The sequence below is a fragment of the Campylobacter concisus genome (assembly GCF_003049705.1).
Lineage (GTDB): Bacteria > Campylobacterota > Campylobacteria > Campylobacterales > Campylobacteraceae > Campylobacter_A > Campylobacter_A concisus_AR.
In genome coordinates, this window is record NZ_PIRF01000001.1 from 1 (window position 1) to 26,647 (window position 26,647).

The 26,647-nt window shown below is 38.3% G+C and carries 27 protein-coding genes, 1 tRNA gene and 1 pseudogene; 10 read left to right on the forward strand and 19 right to left on the reverse strand.

Annotated features, from left to right (window positions below):
• From CVT05_RS09375 to CVT05_RS00015, 3 genes and pseudogenes are all read right to left on the reverse strand, one after another.
• A pseudogene (locus tag CVT05_RS09375) lies at positions 1-205 on the reverse strand (hypothetical protein); the annotation flags it as partial.
• On the reverse strand, positions 205-549 hold the full coding sequence (locus tag CVT05_RS00010; protein WP_072595345.1) for a hypothetical protein: 345 nt from the start codon (positions 547-549) through the stop codon (positions 205-207). The gene CVT05_RS00010 and the pseudogene CVT05_RS09375, both read right to left, overlap by 1 nt.
• 3 nt (positions 550-552) lie before the next feature.
• Positions 553-1,875, reverse strand: a complete 1,323-nt coding sequence (locus CVT05_RS00015; protein ID WP_107697378.1) for an NFACT RNA binding domain-containing protein — start codon at positions 1,873-1,875, stop codon at positions 553-555.
• Positions 1,876-2,108: 233 nt separating this feature from the next.
• On the opposite strand from CVT05_RS00015, the gene CVT05_RS00020 reads away from it, so the two are divergent.
• Together CVT05_RS00020 and leuC are read left to right on the forward strand one after the other, a co-directional pair.
• On the forward strand, positions 2,109-4,253 hold the full coding sequence (locus tag CVT05_RS00020; protein ID WP_107697379.1) for a TonB-dependent siderophore receptor: 2,145 nt from the start codon (positions 2,109-2,111) through the stop codon (positions 4,251-4,253).
• An 84-nt stretch (positions 4,254-4,337) separates the two neighbouring features.
• Positions 4,338-5,603, forward strand: coding sequence for a 3-isopropylmalate dehydratase large subunit (gene leuC / locus CVT05_RS00025; protein ID WP_107697380.1), 1,266 nt, complete (start codon positions 4,338-4,340; stop codon positions 5,601-5,603).
• Positions 5,604-6,208: 605 nt separating this feature from the next.
• Here leuC and CVT05_RS00030 read toward each other — a convergent pair.
• Positions 6,209-6,433 (reverse strand): SWEET family sugar transporter, encoded by a 225-nt coding sequence (locus CVT05_RS00030; RefSeq protein ID WP_265094339.1) that lies wholly within the window; start codon positions 6,431-6,433, stop codon positions 6,209-6,211.
• A 159-nt stretch (positions 6,434-6,592) separates the two neighbouring features.
• Between CVT05_RS00030 and CVT05_RS00035 the strand changes: the two genes are divergently transcribed.
• The 5 genes from CVT05_RS00035 (at position 6,593) to CVT05_RS00055 (ending at position 11,412) form a co-directional block, all read left to right on the forward strand.
• Positions 6,593-7,081 (forward strand): hypothetical protein, encoded by a 489-nt coding sequence (locus CVT05_RS00035; RefSeq protein WP_087586026.1) that lies wholly within the window; start codon positions 6,593-6,595, stop codon positions 7,079-7,081.
• Between the two features lie 106 nt (positions 7,082-7,187).
• Complete coding sequence (locus tag CVT05_RS00040; RefSeq protein ID WP_103648652.1) at positions 7,188-7,763, forward strand: molybdenum cofactor guanylyltransferase; 576 nt, start codon at positions 7,188-7,190, stop codon at positions 7,761-7,763.
• A complete protein-coding gene (locus tag CVT05_RS00045) occupies positions 7,753-8,721 on the forward strand; it encodes a phospholipase A (RefSeq protein ID WP_234400509.1) in 969 nt (322 codons plus the stop codon). The genes CVT05_RS00040 and CVT05_RS00045 overlap by 11 nt, the downstream gene beginning before the upstream one ends.
• Positions 8,722-8,887: 166 nt before the next feature.
• Positions 8,888-10,282, forward strand: a complete 1,395-nt coding sequence (locus CVT05_RS00050) for a GntP family permease (protein WP_107697382.1) — start codon at positions 8,888-8,890, stop codon at positions 10,280-10,282.
• Positions 10,279-11,412 carry a glycerate kinase gene (locus tag CVT05_RS00055; protein WP_107697383.1) on the forward strand — a complete coding sequence of 378 codons (1,134 nt, stop codon included), beginning with the start codon at positions 10,279-10,281 and terminating at the stop codon, positions 11,410-11,412. The genes CVT05_RS00050 and CVT05_RS00055 overlap by 4 nt, the downstream gene beginning before the upstream one ends.
• 316 nt (positions 11,413-11,728) lie before the next feature.
• Here the strand turns inward: CVT05_RS00055 and CVT05_RS00060 are convergent, their stop codons facing one another.
• The 11 genes from CVT05_RS00060 to CVT05_RS00110 form a co-directional block, all read right to left on the reverse strand.
• The gene (locus CVT05_RS00060) at positions 11,729-12,793 is read right to left on the reverse strand and encodes a tyrosine-type recombinase/integrase (protein ID WP_107697384.1); all 1,065 of its coding nucleotides are present in this window, start codon (positions 12,791-12,793) and stop codon (positions 11,729-11,731) included.
• Between the two features lie 68 nt (positions 12,794-12,861).
• Positions 12,862-13,722, reverse strand: a complete 861-nt coding sequence (locus tag CVT05_RS00065; protein ID WP_107697385.1) for an AMIN domain-containing protein — start codon at positions 13,720-13,722, stop codon at positions 12,862-12,864.
• 5 nt (positions 13,723-13,727) lie between these two features.
• Complete coding sequence (locus CVT05_RS09380) at positions 13,728-14,018, reverse strand: septum formation initiator (protein WP_107697386.1); 291 nt, start codon at positions 14,016-14,018, stop codon at positions 13,728-13,730.
• Entirely contained in the window at positions 14,015-15,265 is a 1,251-nt protein-coding gene (gene eno / locus CVT05_RS00075; protein WP_107697387.1) for a phosphopyruvate hydratase, read from the reverse strand. The genes CVT05_RS09380 and eno overlap by 4 nt, the downstream gene beginning before the upstream one ends.
• On the reverse strand, positions 15,265-16,362 hold the full coding sequence (gene recA / locus CVT05_RS00080; RefSeq protein ID WP_087580781.1) for a recombinase RecA: 1,098 nt from the start codon (positions 16,360-16,362) through the stop codon (positions 15,265-15,267). Before recA ends, eno begins: the two co-directional genes overlap by 1 nt.
• 62 nt (positions 16,363-16,424) lie before the next feature.
• Positions 16,425-16,913: an addiction module antitoxin gene (locus CVT05_RS00085; protein ID WP_107697388.1), complete on the reverse strand. Its 489-nt coding sequence runs from the start codon at positions 16,911-16,913 to the stop codon at positions 16,425-16,427.
• A gap of 8 nt (positions 16,914-16,921) precedes the next feature.
• A complete protein-coding gene (locus CVT05_RS00090; protein ID WP_107697389.1) occupies positions 16,922-17,719 on the reverse strand; it encodes a UDP-N-acetylmuramate dehydrogenase in 798 nt (265 codons plus the stop codon).
• The gene (gene fliQ, locus CVT05_RS00095; RefSeq protein WP_223154231.1) at positions 17,716-17,985 is read right to left on the reverse strand and encodes a flagellar biosynthesis protein FliQ; all 270 of its coding nucleotides are present in this window, start codon (positions 17,983-17,985) and stop codon (positions 17,716-17,718) included. Before fliQ ends, CVT05_RS00090 begins: the two co-directional genes overlap by 4 nt.
• Positions 17,982-18,797, reverse strand: a complete 816-nt coding sequence (locus CVT05_RS00100; RefSeq protein WP_234400521.1) for an MqnA/MqnD/SBP family protein — start codon at positions 18,795-18,797, stop codon at positions 17,982-17,984. The genes fliQ and CVT05_RS00100 overlap by 4 nt, the downstream gene beginning before the upstream one ends.
• Before the next feature lie 112 nt (positions 18,798-18,909).
• Positions 18,910-19,407: a chemotaxis protein gene (locus tag CVT05_RS00105; RefSeq protein ID WP_107697391.1), complete on the reverse strand. Its 498-nt coding sequence runs from the start codon at positions 19,405-19,407 to the stop codon at positions 18,910-18,912.
• Between the two features lie 8 nt (positions 19,408-19,415).
• Positions 19,416-20,504, reverse strand: coding sequence for a nicotinate phosphoribosyltransferase (locus CVT05_RS00110; RefSeq protein WP_107697392.1), 1,089 nt, complete (start codon positions 20,502-20,504; stop codon positions 19,416-19,418).
• 124 nt (positions 20,505-20,628) lie between these two features.
• On the opposite strand from CVT05_RS00110, the gene modA reads away from it, so the two are divergent.
• Positions 20,629-21,327 carry a molybdate ABC transporter substrate-binding protein gene (gene modA / locus CVT05_RS00115; RefSeq protein ID WP_107697393.1) on the forward strand — a complete coding sequence of 233 codons (699 nt, stop codon included), beginning with the start codon at positions 20,629-20,631 and terminating at the stop codon, positions 21,325-21,327.
• Positions 21,328-21,335: 8 nt separating this feature from the next.
• Complete coding sequence (locus CVT05_RS00120; RefSeq protein WP_107697394.1) at positions 21,336-21,995, forward strand: molybdate ABC transporter permease subunit; 660 nt, start codon at positions 21,336-21,338, stop codon at positions 21,993-21,995.
• Between the two features lie 8 nt (positions 21,996-22,003).
• Here the strand turns inward: CVT05_RS00120 and CVT05_RS09250 are convergent.
• Positions 22,004-22,101: transfer RNA gene (locus tag CVT05_RS09250), tRNA-Sec, on the reverse strand.
• Positions 22,102-22,176: 75 nt separating this feature from the next.
• Here CVT05_RS09250 and CVT05_RS00125 point away from each other — a divergent pair.
• Positions 22,177-22,752 (forward strand): BON domain-containing protein, encoded by a 576-nt coding sequence (locus tag CVT05_RS00125; RefSeq protein WP_084109631.1) that lies wholly within the window; start codon positions 22,177-22,179, stop codon positions 22,750-22,752.
• 7 nt (positions 22,753-22,759) lie between these two features.
• On the opposite strand, the gene CVT05_RS00130 is transcribed toward CVT05_RS00125, so the two are convergent.
• The 3 genes from CVT05_RS00130 to CVT05_RS00140 are packed head-to-tail and all read right to left on the reverse strand — an operon-like array spanning position 22,760 to position 26,519.
• Positions 22,760-25,204, reverse strand: coding sequence for an efflux RND transporter permease subunit (locus tag CVT05_RS00130; RefSeq protein WP_107697395.1), 2,445 nt, complete (start codon positions 25,202-25,204; stop codon positions 22,760-22,762).
• A complete protein-coding gene (locus CVT05_RS00135) occupies positions 25,204-25,806 on the reverse strand; it encodes an ABC transporter substrate-binding protein (RefSeq protein ID WP_107697396.1) in 603 nt (200 codons plus the stop codon). The genes CVT05_RS00130 and CVT05_RS00135 overlap by 1 nt, the downstream gene beginning before the upstream one ends.
• Positions 25,807-25,808: 2 nt before the next feature.
• Complete coding sequence (locus CVT05_RS00140) at positions 25,809-26,519, reverse strand: VacJ family lipoprotein (protein WP_103588304.1); 711 nt, start codon at positions 26,517-26,519, stop codon at positions 25,809-25,811.
• Positions 26,520-26,647 lie beyond the last annotated feature (128 nt).

The following is a 26,647-nucleotide window of genomic DNA, read 5'->3' on the forward strand; positions in this document are numbered from 1 at the left end:
CTAAAGCTTCTTGTGCTTTTAGGAAGTGGGTGGTTAAGAGAGTTTCGATCTTGCCACCAAGCGGGCAAGCTTTGGGTGAGTCAGAGTGGATCTTGAAAAGTTTTTCTTTATCATTTACTGCGTTAAAAATTTGAAGGAGGGTTAGATGTTGGGGAGTATCACTGACTTGAGACGTGGTGTTTGTGTAGCTGGGGTGTTTAGGCATCAAATAGTTATGTCAAGCATATGATGTTCGCTAGGCACTATTTCCTCATTATCTGCTATATCGTCCAAATCTTCCTCGTCACTATCTCTTGAATTTTGTTTTTCGCTCTCAAACTCACTTGCTTCTTCTTCATTTTTTTGGCGCTCATGCTCCTTTTCAGGGTCTATTTTATAAGACTCTTCCATCGGACGTACCTCTTTGATTTCTTCACTTTGTTGCGAGGCAAGCTCAGCTGCCATTAAAGACTGCATATCAAATCTAGCTTGTTGATTTGCATGCACTTGCGATACTACTGGGGCATTTTGATTTATAAAGTTACTATTTCCTAAAGGTGTTACAGCCATTTTTTAGCCTTTATTTATGATGATAGTTTTATAGTTCGTATAAGTGACATTTGCGCCATTTTCACGTTTTAAATTTTCACGCTTAGTGTAGTCTACCTCGTATCTGCCAGCTCCCTTTACACTAAATTCTACGCAGAATTTAGCTGCCATTTCTAGCACATCTTCAGGCACCCTACTCTTGTTTGTCTTGATGATGACATGGGCGCTTGGGTTATCCTTTAGATGTAACCATATATCGTCTTTTTTGGCAAGATCAAGCAAATTTATATTGCCTTTTTCGTTTCTACCAACTAGTATTTTAAATTCTCTAACGTAAAAAATTTCAGCATTTTCACTCACATCTTTTACGTGGCGTTCTCTTTGTTTTGCCTTGTTTTTTGGGCTTAAAATTTCAAGCTCATAAAGACTGGTCGCTTCTTTTAAAAGAGACTTTAATCCTTCAAAAAACTCGATTTTTTCTTTTAAATTTCTTTTTTCTATATCTACACCAATGGCTTTTGCACGAAATTTTTTTGATCTTGCGTAAAACTCATTTGCACTATTTTTTGGTGTATCGCTAAGAGTTAGTTTTATCTCATTGCCATCAAAATCCTTCAGACAAATTTCCCTCTCGTAGCCCTTAAAATTTCCCAGATTTGCAAGCAAAAGCGATCCTAAATTTGCAGCTTCTTCACTCTTTCTCATTAGCTCATCTTTGTCTTCAAGTGAGTTTAAAATTTCGCTCATGCTATCTATCTTTTTTTGTACGCTTGCAAGCTTCGCCTCTTTTAAGCCAGCTATCCTGGACTCATTTACTCTGGCCGCTTCACTTCTAAAAAACGCCTCAAAGTCAGTTATGGGCTCGCACGGTTTTTCTTTGATAGCGATGGCTGGAAGCTCCCTTAAAACTTCGCCGGTTTCTATCTTTCGGTAGCTATTATCGATGTGTCTTAACGCTTCGATGATTACGTTATTTTCATCAGTTATCACAGCATTTGTAAAGCGCCCAGTAAATTCAAGATAGAGGATAAAATTTTCACTTTTATATGAGCCACTTTGCGTGCAGATAAATTTTAAAATTCTATTATCTTTTAAGCACTCAACGCTTTTTATATGCGAGGCGTTAAAGCGCTTTTTTAGCACATTATCAAAAGGCGCTTGATAAATTTTTGCTTCTTTTAGCTCGCCATCTTTGTAGATAGCAGAGTTTGATTTGTTTAGATCAAAGATGATCTTCTCGCCATTAAATTCGATCAAAATAGCCATATCATTAATGCGTTTTGCTTGGTTTATCTTTGTAAAATTTGATAAATAACTTGCTATTTGAACTAAATGTGCGTACTTCATGTGGGGATTATATCAGAAATGTTGCAAAAATGTTTTAATAAAAGCTTTATCGCTAGCTATGAAAGAATAGTAAAAATCTGTTTTCTGATCCATGTTTAATTTTTCCAAATGTTTTATTTGTAATGTTACTAAAATATAAATTTTTCGTAAATTTTTTTCATAAGAATTTAAAATATATTTTTATATAATGATAACTATTTTTATAATATTAAATTTTCTTTAAGGGATGATTAATGAATAAATTTCGCATTAGTGCGGTGCTTTGTTTTGCTATTTCTGCTTTAAATGCTACTGATGTAAGCTTGGATGGGATCAGTGTAGAAGATAGCGCAGACGATGGTTACAGAGCCACAACGAGTGAGGTGGGCAAGACAAATACGCCAATTCTTGAGATACCACAGACAGTAAACGTCGTAACGCAACAACAGCTAAAGGATAAAAAGCCAGAAAATTTAATGGAATCGCTTCAAAACGTAAGTGGTGTTAGCTATGCGAATACAACTTCAGGAAATTTTGATGCGGCTTTAAAGCGTGGCTTTGGTGGCGGACGTGACGGCTCTATAATGCGTAATGGTGTATCAGCTGGTGTGACGCACAACTTTAATGCAACTGTACAAAGCGTCGAGGTGTTAAAGGGCCCAGCAAGCTTGCTTTACGGCGTTCAAGATGCCGGCGGTATCATAAATCTAGTAACTAAAAAACCGCTTTATGAAAATAGCAATGAAATTTGGCTTGGCACCGGTAATAAAAAGTATAGAGATTTTGGCTTTGATTCAACTGGAGCTTTGGGTGAGAGCGGTTTTGCATATAGATTTATATTTGATTGGTCGGGTAAGGATTATTGGAGAGAGTATGGCGAATATAAAAATTTACTCATCGCTCCAAGTATAAGTTATAAAGGCGACGACTATCGTATTGATGCTGCCTACTACCATACAAAATACACCGACCCCGCAGATCGCGGCATGTATATGCTAGAATCAGGACAAATTTTAGACATAGATAAAAAAGTCAGATTAGATGAGCCATTTAACGAAATAGATGGCAAAGTAGATACTTTTGATCTAAGTTTTGAGAAAAATTTTGGCGAGAATTGGCTATTAAAGGGAGCTTATGCATTTTCACGCTCACTACATGAATACGGACAAGCTCGCATTATGAATATAAATTTAGCTAGCGGAATCGCAGAAAGACGTATGGAGTGGTATGAAGATTTTGAGCATAAGACCCATGCTGGATCACTTACATTAAACGGCATAGTAGAAACTGGAAGTATAACTCATAATCTATTATTTGGAGTAGATGCTAAAGAGTATCTAAGACAACGTCCAGAAGCTCGTCAGATCGAAGCAAACGATGCTAGAAATAATATAAATATCTACTCACCGATCTATGGCAGAGTTAGCGTAGATGACATCAAAAGTAGAGGTGCTAGCAAAAAGACGCAATACCACAAACTAAAAACGATCGGTACTTACGCACAAGATAGTATAAATTTAACCGATAGCTTAATATTTGTAGCGGGACTAAGGTATGAATACTACAACCAAATAGTAGGCGATCAAAACAGATATGCCGCTAGACCTGTACCATTTACAAAAAGTATAGATAAAAGTGGTGGCAAGCTGCTTTATAATGTCGGACTTTTATATCTACTAACTCCTGAGTGGTCAGTTTATACTAGTCATTCTCAAAGCTTTAAGCCACAAACTTCTATCGGCAGCAAAGGTGCTGTCTCATTAGAGCCAGAAGAGGGAAAATCTATCGAGTTTGGAACAAAATTTCAAAACAATAGCATAACCGCAATGGCAGCTTTATTTAATATCGATAAGAAAAATATTATAAACAATGTAAACAATATATCATATACGAGTGGTAAAGCAAATTCTAGAGGAGTAGAGTTTGATTTTAATGGACGTATTACAGATGGACTTAGTGTAAGTTCAAGCTATACCTACACCAAAACTAAATTAAAAGAAGATAGAAATATGGCTTGGAAGGTGGGTAAGCCGCTTGAGGCTACTCCAAAGCATCAAGCGAGTTTATTTGCTAATTACGATTTTGCTCATCTTGGCGTAAAAGGTCTAAGAATAGGTGGTGGCGCCAGGTATTTTGGCTCTTGGTATACTTACAATCAACAAAAAAGCTCAGCAGCTTATGGAAGCTTTTATAAATTACCACATGCTATTACTTACGATGCTTTTGTTAGCTATACAACTAAAATTTCAGGCTACGAGACAAATTTCTCATTTAACGTCAAAAACTTGACCGACAAGCTTTATTATACGTCCTCATCGACTGGCACGGATGCTAATATCATACCGATACAACCAGGCTATGCTCGCCAGTTTATGCTGACCGCTAGCGTTAAATTCTAAATTTACTAGGCCTTTTGGCTTAGTAAATTTTCTTTAAATTTAGCAATTTTCGTTAAAATCGCCTCAAAAATTTAAAGGAAATTTATGAAACAAACTATTACCGAGAAAATATTTTCAGATCACGTTGGCAAAGAGGTGGGCGCTGGAGAGATCATCGAGAGCAAGATCGATATGATCATAGGCAACGATATCACGACGCCTATTTCGATCAAGCAGTTTGAGCGAAGTGGCGCTAAAAAGCTAGCTAACCCAGATGGCTTTGCCATCGTGATGGACCACTACATCCCGACAAAGGACATCCTAAGCGCAAATCAAGCCAAAATTTCACGCGAATTTGCCTACAAACACGACCTTAAAAACTATTTTGACGAAAAAGATATGGGTATCGAGCATGCGATTTTGCCTGAAAAAGGGCTAGTCATCCCAGGCGACGTCATCATTGGCGCAGACAGTCACACCTGTACGCACGGCGCTCTTGGAGCCTTTAGCACTGGCATGGGTAGCACCGACCTAGCTTATGCGATGATCACTGGCAAAAACTGGTTTAAAGTGCCTGAGAGTATCAAAGTCATCTTTAAAGGCAAGCTTGATAAGCACGTTTATGGCAAGGATCTTATCCTTGAGATCATCCGTCAAATAGGCGTTGATGGCGCACTTTACAAGGCGCTTGAGTTTAGTGGCGAGGTAATAGAGGGCCTTAGTATGGATGATAGATTTTCAATGTGCAACATGGCGATCGAGGCTGGCGCAAAGAGTGGTATCATCGCGGTTGATGAGATCACAAAAGAGTTTTTAAAAGATAAAAATTTACGCGATAAACCAAAATTTTTCTACTCAGACGAAGATGCAAAATATGACAAAATTTTAGAGATCGATGTGACCAATCTTGATCCAGTCATAGCATATCCATTTTTGCCAAGCAACGGCAAGAGCGTAAGACAGGCGGTTCATGACGATTTAGCCATTGATCAAGCATTTATCGGTTCATGTACGAATGGCCGTCTAAGCGACCTACGTATCGCAGCACAAATTTTAAAAGGCAAAAAAGTAGCCCGTAAAACAAGGCTCATCATCACTCCAGCGACGCAAAAGATCGCAAGAGCTGCCGAAAAAGAGGGCTTAATCGACATTTTCATCGAAGCAGGAGCGGTCGTGAGCAATCCAACTTGTGGCGCTTGTCTTGGCGGATATATGGGAATTTTAGGCGCAAATGAACGCTGTATCTCGACGACAAATAGAAATTTTGTCGGACGTATGGGCGATAGAACGAGTGAAATTTATCTAGCCAACTCAGCAGTTGTAGCAGCCTCAGCTATAGCAGGTAAAATCGCCGATCCAAGGGACTTATAGGCGTTAGCTTTTAAGTATCTTTGAATGAGTTAGAAATTTTCACACTTCGATAAACTAGATGTTTTATCTTGTGTGAAAATTTCGTCACAACATCCAAATCTATCTTGGAATCTAGGCCTCGCTTCGTTTAGCACTAAATTTATAGCCGTGGCTTGCTGCCCATAAATTTTAAAATTTGATAGGGTTTTAACCGCATGTAGTGCACCAGCACCATTGCATGCACTTTGAACGTGTCAGGGTAGAGGGATTGTTAAGGGAGAAGGGAGTGACTTCGTAATTCAAGCTCCCTTCTCCCTTAATAAAGAATAGAAGTTATATATTTTTCTTATTTTATAAATTTTAAAATTAAGAATTGACTACTAAAATTTACCGCTAAAATTTTAAAATAAAATTCCACCTAGTCAATTGATATGCTCTTACATCTAACCTTGGATGGATTTTATTTTTGAAAGATTTAAAACCGAACCACGATATTTTGCCTTATGTTTGTGACAAAATTTAATGAATTTATTTATGAAATGCCAAAGAAATTTGAAAGTATTTGTATGGATTAATTTAACCGGTAAATCCCGCTATTTTTGCAAATTTACCAGCTTTTCAGCGCATTAAAACGCTGTTATAGTTGCCAAAAGACCAAAGATTATGCCTGGAAAGTTTGCAGCAGAAAGCGGATAGTCTTTTTTAGATTTTAATAGGCCGTAGCTTGTCCAGATTGTGCAGTTTAGTGCGGCTGCCAGTGGCTGTATAAAAGGCGTCTTGTTGCCGTCAAGGTTGCCCATTATTTGTGGGATGTATGAAAAGTACATAACAACTGATAGGCATGTGCCGATCTAGCCTAAAATTTGTAGATTTTTTCGCTCATTGCTTCTCCTTGAATAAAAGCGCCATTATGTCTTTTTTAATCATAGCAAGCAAATGGATAAAGTAGCCATGATTTTTACTGCGATTAAGATGGTTTTAGTAAAATTGAGCATTTTAAAAGGATAAAAATGCCAGATATAGTATATGACAAAGCAAAATGGCATTGGGGTGCGAAAGATGCGCCGACTGATATACCGCATGAAAACGGTGCGACACACATTGCATTTTTCTTTCGCTGGTGCATGGAACACAAATTTTATTCAAAGGAATTTGCGGCAGATTTTGCGGACGATATAGCACAGATGGACGAAAATTTTAACTATCGTCAGTATCTTTTTGACGCTATGGACGGAGTACTTGGAAGTGCGGAGCTAAATACTGCTGGTAAAGCCTTTGCAAAAGCTTACTATACGACTGATCGGACAAAATTTGCCAAAATGTATGGTTGGTATTTGCAGGATTATACGGATTTTGTTTCGAAAAAATTTGGTGAAAAATACTTTGATAACGCCTATTTTTATATAGAAAACTCACAAGAAAACTATGCCTTGATCAAAGCTATCATTGATCGTCGCTACGAGGAATTTTTAACAATGAAAAGGGCAAAGCAGGCTTAAAATTTTACAAGTAGCATAAACAAAAATAAGTTTTTATCACATATTTTTGGTATATCAAAGCCGCTTTTAGCTAAATTTAGCCTCATAACTTTCTTAAGGGAAAAAGATGCAAACTTGCGTGATTTTAGCAGGTGGCAAAAGCTCGCGTATGGGGCAAGATAAGACACTTTTGCCATTTGGTGGTTTTAAGACGCTTACTCATTATGAGGTTGCGAAATTTAGCAAAGTTTTTGGCGAAGTTTATGTAAGCTCAAAATTTGAGAAATTTAGCCCGCCACTAAAGCTTATAAAAGATGAAAATAGCAATAACTATTCGCCAATGCTCGCACTTTACTCCATTCTTAAAAATTTTGATCATAGCATTTTTGTGATACCAGCTGATATGCCATTTTTTGATCTTAAAAGCTTAGAGGAGCTTGTTAAATTTAAAGATGAATTTGACATGGTCGTGGCTAGTGATAATGAGCACATTCATTCGCTTTGTGGTTTTTTTAGCCCAAGGCTTGTCACTTTGGCTCATGAGTTTTATTTAAAAAATGAGCATAAAATCGGACTTTTGAGAAAAAGCTGTAAATGCAAAGTAGTAAATTTTAAAGATAGTGAGCAGTTTTTTAACATAAATTTCCCTGACGAATACGAAATGGCAAAGAAAATCCAAGAAAAGAAGATAGATGATGAGTAAAATTTTATTATTTTTAAGTCTTAGTCTTAGTTTTTTGATAGCAAGTGGACTAGATGATTTTAAAAGGGCGCAAGAGCTGGAGCAAAGCGGCGATATAAAGGCTGCGATGCAAATTTATAAAGAGCTAGCCAAAAGCTCTTTAAACGAGCAAAACGTGATGCAAAATGTGCAAGCAAGCGAGCCAGCACCAAGAGAGGCGAAGCTAAAGCAAGCTGATCTTTTAAGAGAAGATAAAAGTGGTAAAAATTTACAAAATGCACTTGGTATCGAGCTTTATAAATTTAACTACCTTTTGCCAGTAACTTATGCTAAAAATGTGCCAAACGATGAGCGAAAAAGCGTTGAAACTAAGTTTCAAATAAGCCTTGCAAAGCCGTTATTTTATGACCTGTTTGGGCTTAGAGAGAGCCTCGTGGCAGCCTACACGCAGACATCTTGGTGGCAGATAACAAGGACATCTGCGCCATTTCGTGAGACGAACTATCAGCCAGAAATTTTTCTAAATTTTGCTTCGCCAAAATATTTGGATCAAATAGGTGTAAAAAACCTAAAATTTGGACTTTTGCATGAGTCAAATGGACGAGATGGTAGCAATTCAAGAAGCTGGAATAGAGCTTATGTGCAAAGTGATTTTGTTTTTGGTAAGCTTAGCATTTCACCAAGAGCTTGGATGGTAGTGGGCAATAAAGGTGACAATAAAGATATATTAAAATACATCGGGCATGGCGATGTAAGGCTTAGCTACAACCTTAATGAACACATTTTTAGCCTGATGCTAAGAAATAACTTACATTTTGATAAAACAAACAAAGGTGCGGCTGAAATTTCATATATGTTTCCTATCTTCTCAACCGGAGTTTATGGCTATTTGCAGTATTTTACGGGATATGGCGAGAGTTTGATTGATTATAATAGGCATACTGATAAATTTGGTCTTGGTTTTGTTATTTTAAAATAAGCTAAAAATTTTGAACTTATAAAATGGCTAAATTTAGGCAAATAGTCATAAATTTACTCAAATATGTCAAAAAAATTTAATTAATCAAAAAACTTAAAAATATTAGAAAAAATACAAGCAAATTTTGCTAAAATCTTAAGCAAAATCTCAGAGCAAAGGAGTTTTTATGAGCGGAATCTCACTAATTGTCTGTTTTGTTGTAGCTATCATACTTATGATCGTTATGATCTCTAAGCTAAAAGTGCATCCATTTTTGGCACTTATGAGCATTTCTTTGGTTCTTGCGATCGTCGCAGGCATCGATCTATCCAAGATCCCAGCGATGATAGGTGTTGGATTTAGTGGCACATTTAAGAGTATTGGTATCGTTATTATCTTTGGAACGATAATCGGCACTGTGCTTGAAAAAACGGGAGCTGCACTAAAGCTAGCTGATATGGTTGTTAAGCTAGTCGGACAAAAGCGTCCAGAGCTTGCCATGCTCATCATGGGCTGGGTTGTTGGCATTCCGGTATTTTGCGATAGTGGATTTGTCGTTTTAAACTCTATTCGCGAGGCGCTTTATAAGAAAATTTCAGCAAGCCCAGTCGCGATGTCAGTCGCTCTAAGTGGCGGCCTATACGCATCTCACGTCTTTATCCCGCCAACTCCTGGCCCAATAGCAGCTGCAGGAACACTTGGTCTTGGCGGAAATTTACTCCTTGTCATCATCATGGGAACAGTCGTTTCAGTACCTGTTTTGATAGCTGTTTATTTCTTTTCAAAGAGTGTTAGCAAAAGCGTGACTATCAGCGACAAAGATGCTGACGCTACCATCACAGCTACCTACGAAGAGCTTTTAAAGAAATTTGGCACGCTACCTAGCGGATTTTTGAGCCTTGCTCCTATCATCATGCCTATCATTTTTATGGCGATCGGCTCTATTGTCGATGTTTTAGCAAAACAAGGCATGTTTGATAAAACGGCTCTCTTGCCAAAGATACTTTTATTTTTAGGAAATCCCATCATTGCTCTTGCAATCGGCGTGATCTTTTGTGTATTTTTATTAGTAGAAGCCAGAAAGATAAGAGAATTTGACCACATCACGAACGAATCTTTAAAGATCGCTGGACCGATACTTTTTATCACAGCAGCTGGCGGTGTTTTGGGTAATGTCATCACTGAGGCCGGCTTTGTAAATTTCATAAAAGAAAACGCAACCGCCATAAAAGCGATAGGAATTTTCTTCCCATTCATCATCTCGGCCGTACTAAAAACCGCTCAAGGAAGCTCGACCGTGGCTATCATCACGACAGCGTCTATCATGGGTGCATTTAGTGCCGACAACTCGCTCATGCACACACTTGGCTTTACGAGTGAAATTTCAGCTGCACTTTGCGTCATGGCAATAGCATCTGGTGCGATGTGCGTATCTCACGCAAATGACAGCTACTTCTGGGTTGTGACAAATTTTAGCAAGATGAGCGCAGAACAAGGATATCGCACACAAACAGCTATGACGTTTATAATGGGTATCGTTGGTATAATTAGCGTTTACATATTATCTTTGGTGCTTTTATGAGAATTTTAGTTGCGATTGATTCATTAAAAGGCTCGCTTAGCTCGCTTGAAGCGGGCCTTGCTGTAAAAGAAGGACTAGAAGAGATTGGCTGCGAGGTCGTTGTCAAGCCTATCGCAGATGGTGGCGAGGGTAGTGTAGAGGCGATGGCTGATGCACTTGGTGCGAAATTTATAGATACGATAGTTAAAAATCCACTTGGAATTGAAATTTTAGCTAGATATGCACTAAAAGATGACCTTGCTATACTTGAAATGTCAAGTGCTTCGGGCCTTACGCTCATAAACCCAGACGAGAGAAATCCACTAAAAACTAGCACATTTGGTTTTGGTCAGATGATAAAAGATGCCATTGCTAAAGGCGCTAGAAAATTTATCATTGGCATCGGTGGAAGTGCGACAAATGACGCTGGTACAGGCATGCTTAGCGCACTTGGCTTTAAATTTTATGATAAAGATGGTGCTTTACTTGAAGGAAAAGGCGAGAATTTAGCCAAAATTTATGAGTTTACAGATGAAGATGCTTTAAAAGAGCTAAAGGAGTGCGAGTTTTTAATCGCCTGCGATGTAGATAATCCGCTTTATGGCATGAATGGAGCAGCTCATGTTTATGCTCCTCAAAAGGGTGCAAATGGCCGCATGGTAAAAGAGCTTGATGATGGACTAAAACACTTTGCAACTCTTGTAAAGGAAAAGACTAATAGCAAATTTCACACACAAAAAGGCGCTGGTGCCGCTGGTGGACTTGGCTTTGCATTCGTGGCATTTTTAGGAGCGAAACTTCGCCCAGGTATTGAGATCATTACACAGACTATTGCTCTTGAAGACGAGATCAAAAAGGCTGATCTAGTCATCACTGGCGAAGGCCGTATGGACTTTCAAAGCTCAATGGGCAAGACACCAACTGGGGTTGCAAAACTAGCAAAAAAGTATCATAAGCCAGTAATCGCATTTGCTGGAAGCGTGCAAAAATGTGCCAAAGATTGCCATAAAAATGGAATCGATGCCTATTTTTGTATATTAAATGAGCCAGTGAGTCTTGAAGAAGCGATGAGAAAAGATGTCGCAATTAGAAATTTAAAGATGACAGCGGAGCAAGCTGTAAGACTCTTTAAAATAGCAAATAAACTTTGATGTTTAGCAGGCTGGTAAAATTTTACTAGCCCTTAAATCTAATGATCGATTTATAAAAATGGCTATTGTTGGTTTGGGATATAAATTTAAAGTGTTTTATTGATCTCAAATATCAACTAGAGCTTTAAATTTTTATTCCTCAGCCCATATTTATTCTTAAATTTTGCCATCATTTTTTCATTGTATTTATATGAAAGATGTTTTTAAACCCCAACAAATCTCACTACTAGGCGGGCTTATCTAAATTTATAAATCACATATAAGTTTTCTCATAAAGCTTTTTGTTTATTGTGGCTTTTTACACAAGAAGCAAAATCTACTCTCCCGCTAAATCCTCAGCCACCTTTGCGGCAAGTCTCAGCTTATCACTATCAAAATGAGTGTAAATTCTTGAGGTATTTAAGCTTGCATGGCCTAAGGCTTCTTGCACTAAGACTAGGTCTTTTTGCTTTTTGTAAAGCATTGTTGCAAAGGTGTGGCGCAGCATGTGAGCACCATTTTTCTCTTTTCTGATACCGGCCTTAAAAAGGATCTGCTCTACTATGCGGCTAACATAAGCCTGCGTCAGCCTGGTGCCTTTTTTATTGATAAAAAGATAGCCTTCTTTATTGATATAGTTTATTGCGATCGCATTTAGATGAGCTTCTATTAGGTGACGTTTTATCATAACGATGCGGTATTTGTTACCTTTGCCTCGGATCCTAATGATAAAAAGATCGCCATCTTCGGTGATGTCTTTTCGTTTTAAGTTTAGGGCCTCGCTCACACGAATGCCAGTAAAAATGATAGTTTTTATTATGAGCTTATTGCGATTTGAGTTTTGTTTAAAGTCACTTTCTTCGATCGCATCAAGAAATTTCTTGACCTCATCTTCGCCCATAAACTCAGGTAACTTTTGCCCTTTATTGCCACTCACTCCACCCCAGTTTTTTAAATTTATATCAAAAACATGGGCCTTGCCATCCTCTTCGTTTTGTTTGTCTAAAAACGCAAAGAAATTTATCACTGAGATGCGGTAATTTTTCTTACTAGCGTCGCTTAGTCCGCCGGTTGTGCTAGCCAGTATTTCGCTTAGCAGTTCTTCATCGATCTGCTTTAGGCTACTAAGCTCGTAAAATTTCATCGTTTCATATATTTTTTTAAGTGGATTAAAGTAGGTATTTATGCCAGTAAGCCCTGCATTTCTCGCACTTTTTACCAAGCCATCAAGCTGATCAATGTTCTTTACCTCGCGGCTTAGAGCGTAATTCACACTTGCAAGTGCCTTTGGATCCCTAAGCTCTTTATTTGAAAGTGAGCTTAGCTTAAATTTGACGTAGCGAGTGAGCCAAAATATAAATGAGTTTTCAAAATTATCTTTACAATCAAGCGGGTATTTCAAACCAATAACCTTAAATTTTTATTTTGAAAAGTATTATATTTGAAATTTTATGAAATAAAATTCAAAAACTATAAAAGCTTAAGCAAATATCCATTTTCAGCGGCTTCGAGCTTATATTTATGCATCTTATCAAGCTCCAAAACCACCCTGAAATATCTATCATGCCAGCCTATGATCACATTTTTAAAATGTTCATTTTCAAGTTTTAAGCTCTTAGTTTTAAAGCTTCTTGGCGGCCTTGCAAAGTCAAGAACGATCTTATTTTTCTCATAAGCAAAATGCTTTAAATTTTTAGCTTTTGTAGCGATTTTTAGCTCTTTACTGTTGGCTAGAAAGCTTATAAAACCTAGAAATTTAACATCTTTTCCATTTTTTACACTATCAACTGGCTTTTTGCTAGGCTCAATCTTTATTTCGACTACCTTTTGTTCAGACTTTATGGTAGTTTCTTTTGCTTTATCTGTGCTAAGATCGATCACTACAACACTTGGAGTTGGCATATCTGAGGTTTTGTTTCTATCTTTATTTGAAATTTTAGTTTCATTTTTTTCTATTATCACAGGGGTGCTTACTTTTTGGCTAGGCATATTTGCCATTGTGACCGAAACATCTAGCTTTTTTGCCACAACTGGTTCTGGATTTTTTACCTTATTTAAAGCAAATTCATCGCTGTAATCGATAGTTTTATTTATATCGGCTAGCCTTTTTTCCTTTATAGTACCGTCATTTGCTCTATATCTTATGGTGACATCTAGTAAAAGTGCCGCATCACTTGGAAATTTAAACGAAATAGAATCAAAGCTATCAAATTTTTCTATGATATTTGTTGTCATAACGCTTGTATTTAGCTCGCTAATAGGCATAAATGGGTTCTCTCTAGCAAAGACGCTTGCTGCAAATATAGATAAAACTAACCAAATTTTTTTCATCATTCCTACTTTTTATTAAAGTCTGGCTCAAGGCCTTGTAATTCAAAATAATCTTTTTGCAGACGCGCGTTCATTTTTTTTAAAATTTCCACGTCTTCGCTAAGCCTCTCTTTTTTGCTCTGAAGGCTTAACATAACATCAAGTGAGCGTTTGCCAAACATCATATTGCCTACATAAAAAGCAAACATAGCCACACAAATGGTGGCTATGACATAGCGTAATGTTGGTCTAATGTATTTTAAAATTTTATGAAATATGCCATCTTCTTTGCCATATTCATCTAAAATTTCGCTCAAATATTATCCCCTAAAAACTCACCCGCCTCAAGCTCGATCTCAAGCAAGCGGTTGTATTTCGCGTTGCGCTCGCTTCTTGAAGTAGCACCCGTCTTTATCTCGCCAGTGTTTAGTGCGACCGCAAAGTCAGCGATAAACGCATCTTCGCTCTCGCCGCTTCTGTGGCTCATTATGCAGCGGTAGCCATTTCTTTGAGCAAGGCGGACAGTTTGCATAGTTTGCGTGACGGAGCCTATTTGATTTGGCTTGATTAGGATCGCATTTGCGATATTTTTCTCGATGCCTTCGCGTAAAATTTTCTCATTTGTAACAAATAGGTCGTCGCCAACTAGCTGCACCTTGCTGCCAAGCCTTTTTGTAAGCTCAGCCCAGCCGCTCCAGTCATCCTCGCTAAGGCCATCTTCGATAGAAAATATCGGATATTTTTCGCAAAGTTTTTCATAGTAGCTAATGAGCTCGTCGCTGCTAAATTTCTTGCCTTCAAGCTCGTATTTGCCGTCTTTGTAAAGCTCGCTTGAAGCGACATCAAGGGCAAGTTTTATCTGGCTGCCTAGCTCATATCCAGCCTCTTTTACGGCTTGTGAGATTAGTTTTAGTGGCTCTTCGTTGTCTTTTAAATTTGGAGCAAAGCCGCCCTCGTCGCCGACAGCTGTACTGTGTCCGACTGCGTTTAGAATAGATTTTAGCTTGTGATAAATTTCTGTTGCAGCTCTTAGTGCCTCGCTAAATGTGCTAAAGCCAAATGGCATGATCATAAATTCTTGAAAATCAACGCTGTTATTTGCGTGTGCGCCGCCATTTATGATGTTAAACATCGGCACTGGCAAGATACTGGCATTTGCACCGCCAAGATAGCGATAAAGTGGGATATTTAGGCTCTTTGCAGCTGCGCGAGCTATCGCCATAGATACGCCAAGAACCGCGTTTGCGCCTAAATGTGAGTAGTTGTGCGTGCCATCAAGCTCAAGCATCTCCTCATCGACTGCTTTTTGGTTGTAGGCATCAAGGCCGATGATCGCCTCGGCTATCTTTTCATTTACATTTGAAACAGCCTTTAAAACGCCTTTGCCAGTGTATCTCTCGTCTTTGTCACGAAGCTCGAGCGCTTCACGCTTACCTGTGCTTGCGCCGCTTGGTACGATCGCGCTTGCCTCGGTTCCATCGCTTAGTCTAACTGTCGCACGAACTGTTGGGTTGCCTCTGCTGTCTAAAACCTCGTGAGCTTCTACATCTTCAATAAATACCATTATTCATCTCCTGCTTCGTTTGTTTCGTCATCTTCATCTTTTGCGCCGCTGCTTATTAGGTGATCGATCCCCATTGAGCCTTTGATCGCCGCTACTATCTCATCAGAAATTTCTGGGTGCTCTTTTAGATAGGCTTTGGCGTTTTCTCTGCCTTGGCCTAGTTTTTCGGCCTTGTAGCTAAACCACGCGCCCGATTTATCGATGATGTCGAGTTTTACGCCATAGTCGATGATCTCACCCTCTTTACTCACACCCTCGCCAAACATGATGTCAAATTCAGCCACTTTAAATGGAGGCGCGACCTTGTTTTTAACGACTTTCGCTTTTGTGCGGTTGCCGATAGGCTCGTCGTTTTGTTTAAGTGTGGCTATCTTTCTAACATCTATCCTTACAGATGAGTAAAATTTAAGTGCATTGCCGCCAGTTGTAGTCTCTGGCGTGCCATATCCCATCATACCGATCTTCATACGAATTTGGTTGATGAAGATAACAGTTGTCTTCATCTTGCTTAAAATTCCAGTTAACTTTCTAAGCGCCTGGCTCATAAGCCTTGCTTGCAGACCAACGTGCTGATCGCCCATATCGCCGTCTATCTCGCTCTTTGGAGTAAGAGCAGCGACGCTATCAACTACGATAAGATCGATCGCTCCACTTCTTGCAAGCGTCTCAACGATCTCAAGTGCCTGCTCGCCAAAGTCAGGCTGAGAGACGTAAAGGTTGTCGGTATTTACGCCTAAATTTGAAGCGTATTTTACGTCTAGTGCGTGTTCTGCATCGACAAACGCACAAATTCCGCCAGCTTTTTGCGCTTCGGCGATGATGTGAAGTGTGAGCGTGGTCTTACCAGAGCTTTCTGGTCCATAGATCTCAATGATCCTGCCTTTTGGAACGCCGCCTATGCCAAGAGCTAGGTCAAGTCCTAGCGAGCCAGTAGGTATCGACTCGATAGCCTCAACCTCTTTATCGCCAAGCCTTAAAAGAGTGCCTTTACCAAAAGCTTTATCGATCTGCTTTAGCGCAAGCTCGAGCGCCTTTTTCTTGTCCGCTTCGCTCTCTGGGATAGCTATCTTTTTGTCACTATCTTTTTCTTTTGCCATTTTTTACCTTATAGTTGAAATTTGGCTTGATTTTATCTAAAAAGAGATGAATTTTACTTGATTTACTCGCAAATTATAATATTTTCGCCAAGCAGTGCAGCGCTATCAATAAGAGCAAAAAGCTGCTCTTTTTCAAACAAAAATCCATAAATTTGATCTTCGTTTTTTAGTATCGCAAGCTTAAGTGGCTCTACAAGCGAGCTTGCGCAAAGATTTAAAAAGGCTTCATCAATATAATTTTGTGAAATTTGGGGCTTATTTTTGAAATTTTCATCTTTTATAAAAGAGATAAACTCCTCTTGTGAGGTGGATTTATTAAATTTAAAAATTAGTTTTTCTTTTAAGGCTTCAGCCAAAATTTCATCAAATTTAACTAGATCGATATGATTTTGAACGCCTAAAATTTTGGCAAAATTTAGTAGATTTTTATCGTAATCAGCCACATTTTTCTCATGCTCGCTTTGCGCCTTTTTAGCCCTATAAATGGCGTAAAACCCAATAACTATAAACAAAAATGAAAGGGTAAAAACTTCGCTCAAAAACTCACTCATCATCGTCCTTATAAAATGCAAACTTCAGTCTTAAGCTCTACGCCAAATTTCTCTAAAACTCTAGCTTTTGCCAAATTTATAAGGCTAGTGGCGTCCTCAAAGCTTGCGTGGTTAAAATTTATCAAAAAATTTGCGTGCTCTTCGCTAAATTTCGCTCCGCCGATAGCGTATCCTTTTAGCCCGACCGCCTCAAGCAAAGCCCCTGCAAAGTGCCCTTCAGGATTTACAAAGCAGCTACCAAAACTTGCCCCTTTTGGCTGATTTGCCCTCTTGGCACTTATAGCTTCAGAAATGCTTACGTCAAAGCCACTTTGAAGCTTAAATTTAGCCCCCAAAATGGCCTCATCTATGCCGCTGTGGCGGTAGCTAAAGCTTATCTCCTCTTTGCTCACCCAGCCACGAGCCAGACGCACATGCGTGAGGTTGTCGCTTATGCTAAATTTAAGCAGCCCAGCGTTCATTTTTATGAGCCCACCAAGCGTGCCTGGGATATTTTTTAAAAACTCAAGGTGAGCGATGTTGTTTTGTTTTGAGAAGTTATAAATTTTAGCCGATTTTGTCGCAGCACCTATCTCAAGGTAAATTTTATCGCCTAAGCGTTTTAAAATTATATAGTCAAAGCTCTTGCCAAGTATCGCCATTTTTGGGGGATTTGGCGAGATGAGCAGGTTATTGCCCCCACCTATCATCACTGCGCCTAAAAAGTGAGGCGAGCTTAGATCTTCAAGGCTATTTACCTCGAAAATTTCATGCACGCCGCCTATCTTAACCGAGGTAAATTTAGAAAAATCAACAAGCCTCGTCACTGGATAAATTCCGGTATAAAATCAAGCATGCGAGTGGTAAATTCAACCATCATCGAGATCATCCAAGGCATCAAAAATATGATTACAACGACGACTAGCAGGATCTTTGGTACAAAGCTTAGCGTGGTTTCGTTTATCTGCGTGGTCGCTTGGAAAATGGAGATGATAAGACCTGCGATTAGGCCACTTAGCAGCATCGGAAGGCTGATGTAAAGGGCGATCTTAAAAGTTTCAACTCCAAGCGAGACAAGCGTACTTTGCATCAGCTAAACCTTACTTCGTTGTATTCAGTTGGGATAAGATAGTCGTTTACGTCGATTGGCTTTTCAAAAAAGCCTTTATCGTAGCCTATTTGATAGAGCTTATTTAGCGCTTTTAACTGAGTTTCATTCATGCTTATAGACTCGTCATTTGCGTATAAATTTAGATATGTTTTTAGCTCATCTTTGCCAACCCTGATGAGATTTCGCTCCATTAGCATGTGAGACAAAAATGGCTTGTGCGAAGTGGCGATCCTAACGGCCTCGCTAAGCACTCTCTCGCACTCGATCGCATCAGTTATCGGTAGGCTTCGTCTAAGTGCCATGCCACCAAGTGGGAGCGGTAAATTTTCGCCATTTAGCTCGCTCCAGATGTCCCAAATTTCGCGCTCTACGCAGAGCTGGTCTGAGAAATTTAAGATGCTTTCATGTATGAGCACGCCAGCATCGACCTCGCCGCTAAGCACAGCATTTTCGATCTCTAAGAAATTTTTATAAACGATCCTTGCCTCTGGGTAGGCTATGCGAAAGAGTAGGGCATTTGTCGTGTTTTTGCCAGAGAGCGCGACCTTAAAATTTCGCTTTAGTTGCTTGCCTTTTAGCTTGATAAGCTTTGGTCCATATCCATTGCCAAAGCTCACCGCACAGCGTAAAAGAGCATACTCGTCACAAATTTTTGGATAGAGTGCAAAGCTGATCGCTGTTGCCTCGTAAGTGCCTTTTAGCGCCTCCTCGTTTAGCGTTTCTATATCAAGTGCCTTTGATGTGAAGGCTAAATTTTTACTGCTAACCCAGCCAAATTTGACCGCGGCATACATGAAAATATCGTCAGCATCAGGCGAGTGAGCGACGTTTATATTCTTGAAATTTTGCAAATACGATCCTTTTTTTGATTACGCCATTTTAATGAAATTTATTTAAAATAAAGTTTTAAGGGCGGTTTTGAAACGATTTTACCAGTTTTGCCTCTTTGAAATTTAGCACGTATTTCACGTCTATGGCGTCTTTAGCCCCTTTTCTTCGAGCTTGGAGCGTTGAGTAAAACGGATGCTTAAGTTCAAGCATCTTAATCAGTTTTTGATCGCTATCTTCTTTTTTTATATTTTCAACGATTATTGTCGTTATAAATTTGCCCTCAAACTCGTAAAATGGCCAGACTATCACGCCAGCGTCGCTTGTTTTAAAGTCCGTGATTTTAGATTTTTTAGGGATATTTAGCATGGAGATGATCTTTTTGTGAGAGCTCTCTGAATTTTGTACCGAGATCACCTTTACAAGCAGGTCTTTTTTGACGCCGAGGCCATTTTGGCTAAAGCGATAAACTCCGTCCTCGAGGATGCCCACTTTTTCAAAGGCGTTAGCGTAGTTTGCGGCGGTGCAAGCAGTCAGTAAAAGCGCTAGAAACGTTAAAATTTTTATAAATTTCATCTTCTCTCTTAAAATTTCACTCTCTTTAGCCTATCTGAAGCGAAATTTTTTCTACCAAATTTTGCCTCATCTTTGCCATTTAGCTCGACTAGATCGCCAGTAAAGCCACAAATGTCATTTTTAACAAGATAACTTCCCACGCCATAAGTATCAACCGGCGTGTTATAAGCTTCAAAATCTTCTATAATCTTAGGACTAAAACCTGAGCTAACGACGATTTTAACGTATTTAAAGCCAGCTTTATCAAGCGCCTCTCTTAGAGCAAATATAAGCTCCTTGCAAACACCGTGTGGGTCAAATTTGCTCGTATCTTTGCCTTCAAAATACTTATCAATCAAATTTTTACTAGTATCAACCCTAACCGCGCCAAGCCTCTCTTTTAAGGCATTTGCAGCCCTTAATGCATCTGTGATCACGTCGTTGTTGTAGTCCACTAAGGCCGTGATCTTCTCATTTTTAAAGGTTTTAGCATAAATTTCTGAGGCTTTTACTATATCCCCACCGCACATTTGAATAAGCGCATGAGGCATGGTGCCACCACCTTTTAGCCCAGTAAGCTCGCCCTGAGCATCTGTGGCGACCTTTTTGATGCCGCCTACAAATGAGGCATAGCCGTCGCCTGGCTGAGTGCAGATGTCATCTTGCCTATCCGCCATGCTAAAGACGTCCTTGCCATTTGCTGCTCTTATCACGTCTCTTGAGTTTGTCGCCACGCAGCTTCTTCTAGTTAGCGTTGCGTCGATCACATTTTCTAAAAAGCCGAAATTTTCATACTTGCCGCTTATCTTTAAAACTGGCTCATTTGCATTTATGATATCGCCATCATCAAGTGCATAAATCTCAAGCTCACTTGGGTTTTTGGCAAATTTATTGATGACGGCTAAAACCTCATCAATGCCACAAAGCACGATATCATCACGCCTTTGGAAAAATTGCATCGTCACGTGCTGATCTGGCAAATTTTGCTTAATTATCTCATTTACTTTTAGAAAATATTTTGCGGTGAAGTAGCCCTCGCCGATCCTTGGATCTAGCCTAAAAGTCTTATCTGTTAGCCTTTTTATCTTGCCTTGCATCTTTAGCTCAAGTTCGTTCATGTCTGTCCTTTTTTATCGTGATTATAGCATTTTGGTAGAAAAGTGAAAATTATAAAAATATATTTTAAGAATGTATAAGAGTATATTTTATAAAATCTTGAAATTTTAGTTTTAAAGGAAAAATATGAAAAAGTTCTTACTTTTAATGGTTGCAATTTTTGCATTTGGCAATGAAAATTTGCTAGTAAGTGCGGGCGGCGGATATAAAAAGATAGTCGAAGCAGTCGCGCAAAATCTCAAAAAAGATGGCGTAAATATCGACACTTCTTTTGCAAACATCACAGCTATCATGGCTCAGGCAAAAGAGGGCAAAACTGACGTGATCGTGGGCGATGAAGACTTTTTGAAAAAGTCTGATCTAAAGATCGCTGAGTATGTAAATTTAGGCTCAGGTGCTTTGGTGCTAGCTACTAAAAAAGGTGTGAAAATAGAAAAAGTTGAAGAGCTAAAAGCGCTTACTAAGATCGCTATGCCAGATGCTGTAAAGACAGTTTATGGCAAAAGAGCGAATGAATTTATGCAAAAAGCAAATTTAAGTGGCGAGCTAAAGGATAAAATTTTAGCAGTCGCTGGCGTGCCACAAGTCGTTACTTATATATTAAACGGCGAAGTTGATGCTGGATTCATCAACCAAACTGAACTAAATGCACACAAAGATGAATTTGGCAGTTTTGTCTTGATAGACAAATCGCTTTACGCTCCAGCAAACATCGTAGCTGCGAAGCTTGAAGGATGCGATAAAAAGGCTGATTGTAAGAAATTTTTAAATGAGCTAAAAAGCGAGAGATCAAAAGAAATTTACACTAAATTTGGCATAAGATAAGGCTAAGCTTGCAAGAGCTCTCTTGGCTGTTTAATCCGCTATTTTTAAGCATAAAGGTCGTTTTGTGCCAAGGGGCTTTGCTTATCGTTTTTGGGCTGGCTTTGGCTTATTATTTAGCTTTTGGTAAGGCCAAATTTAAAGCTATTTTAGAGATGATCGTAACTTTTCCACTCATCTTTCCGCCCATTGCTACTGGATTTTTACTGCTTTATTTGCTTGGTAAAAATGGCATCGTCGGCAAGGCTTTAAATTTAGAAATTATTTTTAGTTTTAAGGCCCTTGTGTTAGCTGCTTTTATAGCTTCGCTACCACTTTTTGTAAAGCCTGTCGCTTCTGCTCTTGGCTCACTTTCAAAAAGCCTAAGTGAAGCAGCATACAGCCTTGGGAAAGATAAATTTCAAACAGCTATTTTCGTGCTCTTTCCATGCGTTGCGAAAAGCGTAGCATCGGCTTTTGTTCTAGCGATCTCGCGTGGGCTTGGCGAGGTTGGCATAACACTAATTTTGGGTGGCAATATCATAGGCAAAACAGACACTATTTCGCTTGCCATTTATAATGCCGTATACGATGGCAAAAGTGATGAAGCGCTGATTTTAAGCCTTGTTTTGGTTGTATTAAGCTTTATTTTGTTTGGGATTATAAATTTGCTTGATAAAAGTAAAATTTAAAATGAGAGTGGCGAGAGGATGAGAGAATCGAACTCCCCACCAGACGGTCAACCGCCCAGTCATCGGGTTTGAAGCCCGTGAGCATCACCAGATTACTTTATCCTCCGTGTGCGTTATTCTAGCAGATTTAGATAAATTTTAGCCCATTTTCTATAAACTTTTTGAAATTACAAAAGGATTTCTGATTTTAAAATTTAGCGTTTTTACATTTTTAGCTCTATTTTTTTGCTCTTGCTCTTCGGTTCTTTCTCCAGCAACTGCACCGCTAAATGTATATGATGCATACTCTATTTCACGTGATAAACGTGGTATTTACTCGATCACAAGAGATAAATTTATACAAAGCAAATTGCAAAGCAAAATTTTGTTTTCAAAAGGACTTAGCAATATCGATATCGAGATAGAGGTTTTTTACGGAGATGCTTATCTGATCGGACTTGTTGATAGTAAAGAGCTTGAAGATAAGCTAGTAGAACTAGCCAAAAGTACAGATGGTGTGCGAAAAATTTATACCTATCTTCGTATCAAAAAGCCAGAATATCCATGCGATAGTCTAAAAATTCTTGCAAACTTAAAGCAAAATCTTTTTAAAGATAGTATAGTTGAGGGCACAAATGTGCGTGTTAGCATAGTTGGCTGTGATGTTGTATTTAGCGGCGTAGTTGATAGCATTGAGCAAGAAAAACATGCTATTTGGTACGCTAAGCACATTGACGGCGTGGCAGATGTCTACTCGTTCATCAAAGTTATCAAATAAATTTAGCTTAAATATCGCACTTTTTTACAAAGCTTGCTATTAGGCTTGGCAAGATGATTAGTGCGCCAAGAAGCATAAATACCATAACAAGATCGGTTAGTAAGCCAAAATATATAGTTGGAATAAAATTGCTAGTTATCATCACACTAAAGCCAAGAAAAATGGTGAACGATGTGTAATACATCGCATATCCGATGCTTGCATGCGCGACTTTAATGCTCTCAAAAACGCTTTTTGTAAGCATTTCTTCTTTAAAGCGGTGGATATAGTGAATGATATCATCAACGCCAATACCAATACTAATGGCTGCGATCGTTATACTCATCACATCAAGCGGAATGCCAAAAAATCCCATCACGCCAAAGAGTGTGCAAAGCGGGATTAAATTTGAAACTATCGCAATGGTTGCTAGCTTTATGCTTCTAAAAATAAAGCAAAATATGACAAAAAGTATAGCGACAGTTAGTCCAAAAGTATCAACTTGCGAGCTAAGTAAATTTTGAAGCATATTGTTATAAAGTACCATCATGCCGGCAACTTCTATGCTTACATTGTCATTTTTAGTAAGCTGTGCTAGCCCTTCTCTAAGCTCTTTTAGAAATAAATTTCGTCTAAGCTCGGAGTTGCTATCGACGATCCTTATGCTAAATCTAAGCTCATCATCTTCAACGCTTACATAAGGACTTAATAAGATATTTTTATAATTTTGTGGTAATTTCTCATACATTGCAGCTAATAAAAAATCATCACTCGTGCCGTTATTTAGCTCTTTTATGGCTTTTATAAGGGTTGCTAACGAGCTTACATGTCCGACAAATTTTTGCTCGTTTAAATAGTCGTGAATCTTCTCAGCAACCCTTGTGTGATAGCTATTAAACCAGTATTTCGCATCCTTGGCATTGCTTTCAAACTCATTTTCAAACTCATCTTGCTCAGTATTTTTATCTTGTTTTTGCTCTTTAAATTTCACTATCACATCAACTGGTATCGTGCCACCAAGTTTGGTATCAATAACTTGCATTCCTTGGCGAATTTCTGTGCTTTCTTTAAAGTAGCCAATGAAGCTATTTTCAACCTTTATCTTGCTGATACCATAAATGCCAAAACAGACAACTAGAGCGCAAACTACGTAGATAATCTTTCTTGAGTTTAAGGCTAAATTTGCGCAGTATTTTGTAAATTTAAAGCTATTTTCAAAGGTTCTAATAGGAGCTAATTTATTTAAATTTACATTTATCGCACCAAATAGCAAAAACGCAAGCACAAGCGAAACGCTAATGCCAGTGCTCATCATAATGCCAAGCATGATAACTGGCTTTATGTCAGCACTCATAAGCGAGCTAAAGCCAATAACCGTGGTAAATATCGCCCAAAAAGATGGAGATAATTTATCACGAAGCGTTAGATAAATTAGCTGATTTTGGCTATATTTTGGATGCTTTGCGTAAAATTCTCTATAACTAACGACAAGATGAATCACAGTTGAAATGGTAATGATGAGCTGAAGTGCGATGTAGTTTGAGCTAATGACCGTCACTTCCCAGTCAAATATGCCAAAAATTCCGGTCGTAAAAATGGCACTTATGGCACATATAAACATCGGCAAAACTATCCATCTAACCTGTCTGAAAAATAGCCACAAACTAAAGCTAAGAAGAGCAAGTACGCTTAAGCCATAGACCAAAAGATCGCTCTTTATAAAGCTTATCATATCATCAGCGATCATATTTGCACCGCCTAAGAATAGCTCGTCATTTGCGTTAAATTTAGCTATGGTTGCTTTTATAGCCTCAAGGTTTTCGTGATCGCTCTTTCTAAGCTCATCTCGGTAGGCTTTAAACTCATAGGCAAGAGCCTCTAGCTTAAGTCGCTCAGCTTGTGTGATAGTACCGTTTGACTCTTTTTGACTAAGTAAATTTCTCTCATTTACAAGCTCGTTAAATTTCTCATCTTGTTTTAAATTTAGAGCAATCGCTGTGGTTTTTAGATCTTTGCTTATCAAATTTCCACTGTAAATCGGGCTTTTGGCAAACTCAAGCTTTGCTTTTGAAATATTTATATCTTTATCTTGCAGCGTTGGAGTATGATCTAAGATACCAGTAATCCCGCCTTTTACACTATTTAAAAGCGGAATATTTATTATAGAGATGACGCTATTTACCATATCGTTTTTAGCTAGTTTATCGCCTAAATTTTTGATAAGTTCTAAATTTTTAGGTGAAAAAAGATCATCTTTTGGAGTAAAAGCAACCACTAAAAATCCAGGTGCATCGTAGCGTTTGGCTATCTCTCTATAAGCTTTTAAGTCAGGATCATGCTCAAGCAGTAGCGTTTCAGCTGACGCATCAACGCTAAGCTTGGTGCTAAGATAGCCAAAAACTACGCTTAAAGCTAAAATTAGAGCAATAATAAGCTTGTTTTTAGCAATGATAAATTTTAAAATTTGTCGCATTAAGGGTTAGTTTTATTTTGATCAGGCAAAACAGCTTCGTTTAGCTTTTGTAAAAGAGTATTGAAATCAGCGTTATTTAGCACATCGCCAAACTGACTTCTGTATGTTTGAATGATGCTTACACCAACGATATCAAGATCGTAAATGAGCCAACCACGCTCTTTAGCGTCATAAAATTTATAGACAAATTCGTAGCTCTTGCCATCATTTGTCAGCTCAGATGTTAGCCAGTATCTATTTTTTTGAGGTTCGCTCTCGCCAGTTATATGTATCTCTTGATCTTTGTATCCTAAAAGTTTATCTATGTATGAGCTTTTTAGTTTTTGCTCAAATGCTGCGTCAAACTTAACCTGCTCATCGCCACTTAGGCTGTTGTAACGTTTACCAAGGCTAATCTTTGCCATTTGTTTATAGTCAAAAAATGGATCAAGAAGAGCAAAAATTTCTTTTGTCTTTGCATTATTGTCTAAATTTGTATCTTTTAAAATTTCAATAACCTTTGTTGTTTTCATCTCTACTTCAGGTTTGATCTGCTCTTTTGAAATAGCAAAAAGGCTAGTTGTAAAAAGTAAAATCATAGTTAGAATTTTTAAAATTTTCATATTTACTCCTTGATAAGCTTGTCGCGTCTTTGCTCGTAAGCATCGCGTAAAAATGGATAAAGATCAATAGCATCTTTTCTTAGTTTTTCATAAGCTGTTGGATCTTGTGAAAAGCTATTAAACGCTCTATATGACTTGATACCAGTTGATAAAAGTATAGGATCAACGTAGCTAATAGGATCAGCAAAATAATCTCCGACCATACCACCAGTATCTCTTAAATTTGATGGTCCAATAAGTGGCCAGACTATATGAAAACCGCTGCCAAGCCCCCAATATCCAAGCGTTTGTCCAAAATCTTCATCGTGAGCTTTGAGATTGTAGTATTTTGCTCCGTCTGTTAGTCCGCCAAAGCCTATTATCGTATTTGCTAAAAATCTTAATGTCTCTTCACCAGCATTTTGAAATTTAAACTGAAGTAAGTTATTTACAAAGCGAACTGGGAAAAGCAGATTGTCAAAGAAATTTGAAACCATTGTTCTAGCCGTTTTTGGCACAACATAGGCGTAGCCTTTTGCCACTGGAGTTAGCATATTTACATAGATAAAGTCATTTGCATGTGTCATCATTCTATTGTAGCCACTAAGAGGGTCAAAAACATCTTTTCTTGCTTCAAATTCAACATCAAATTCGTCGCTTTCGCTATTCGTATTTATGTCAGTATTAGCACAGGCTAAAAGCAAACTAAAAAAGATAGAAAGCAAAAATTTCATACTAAGCCTTATTTTTATTTATAAAATGTAGCTTGATTTTATCTTTTAAAAACTTTACAAGAAATTAAGAGAAATTTATAAATTGACTTAAATCTTTAAGCTTAAGGATTAATATAATTAGATATACT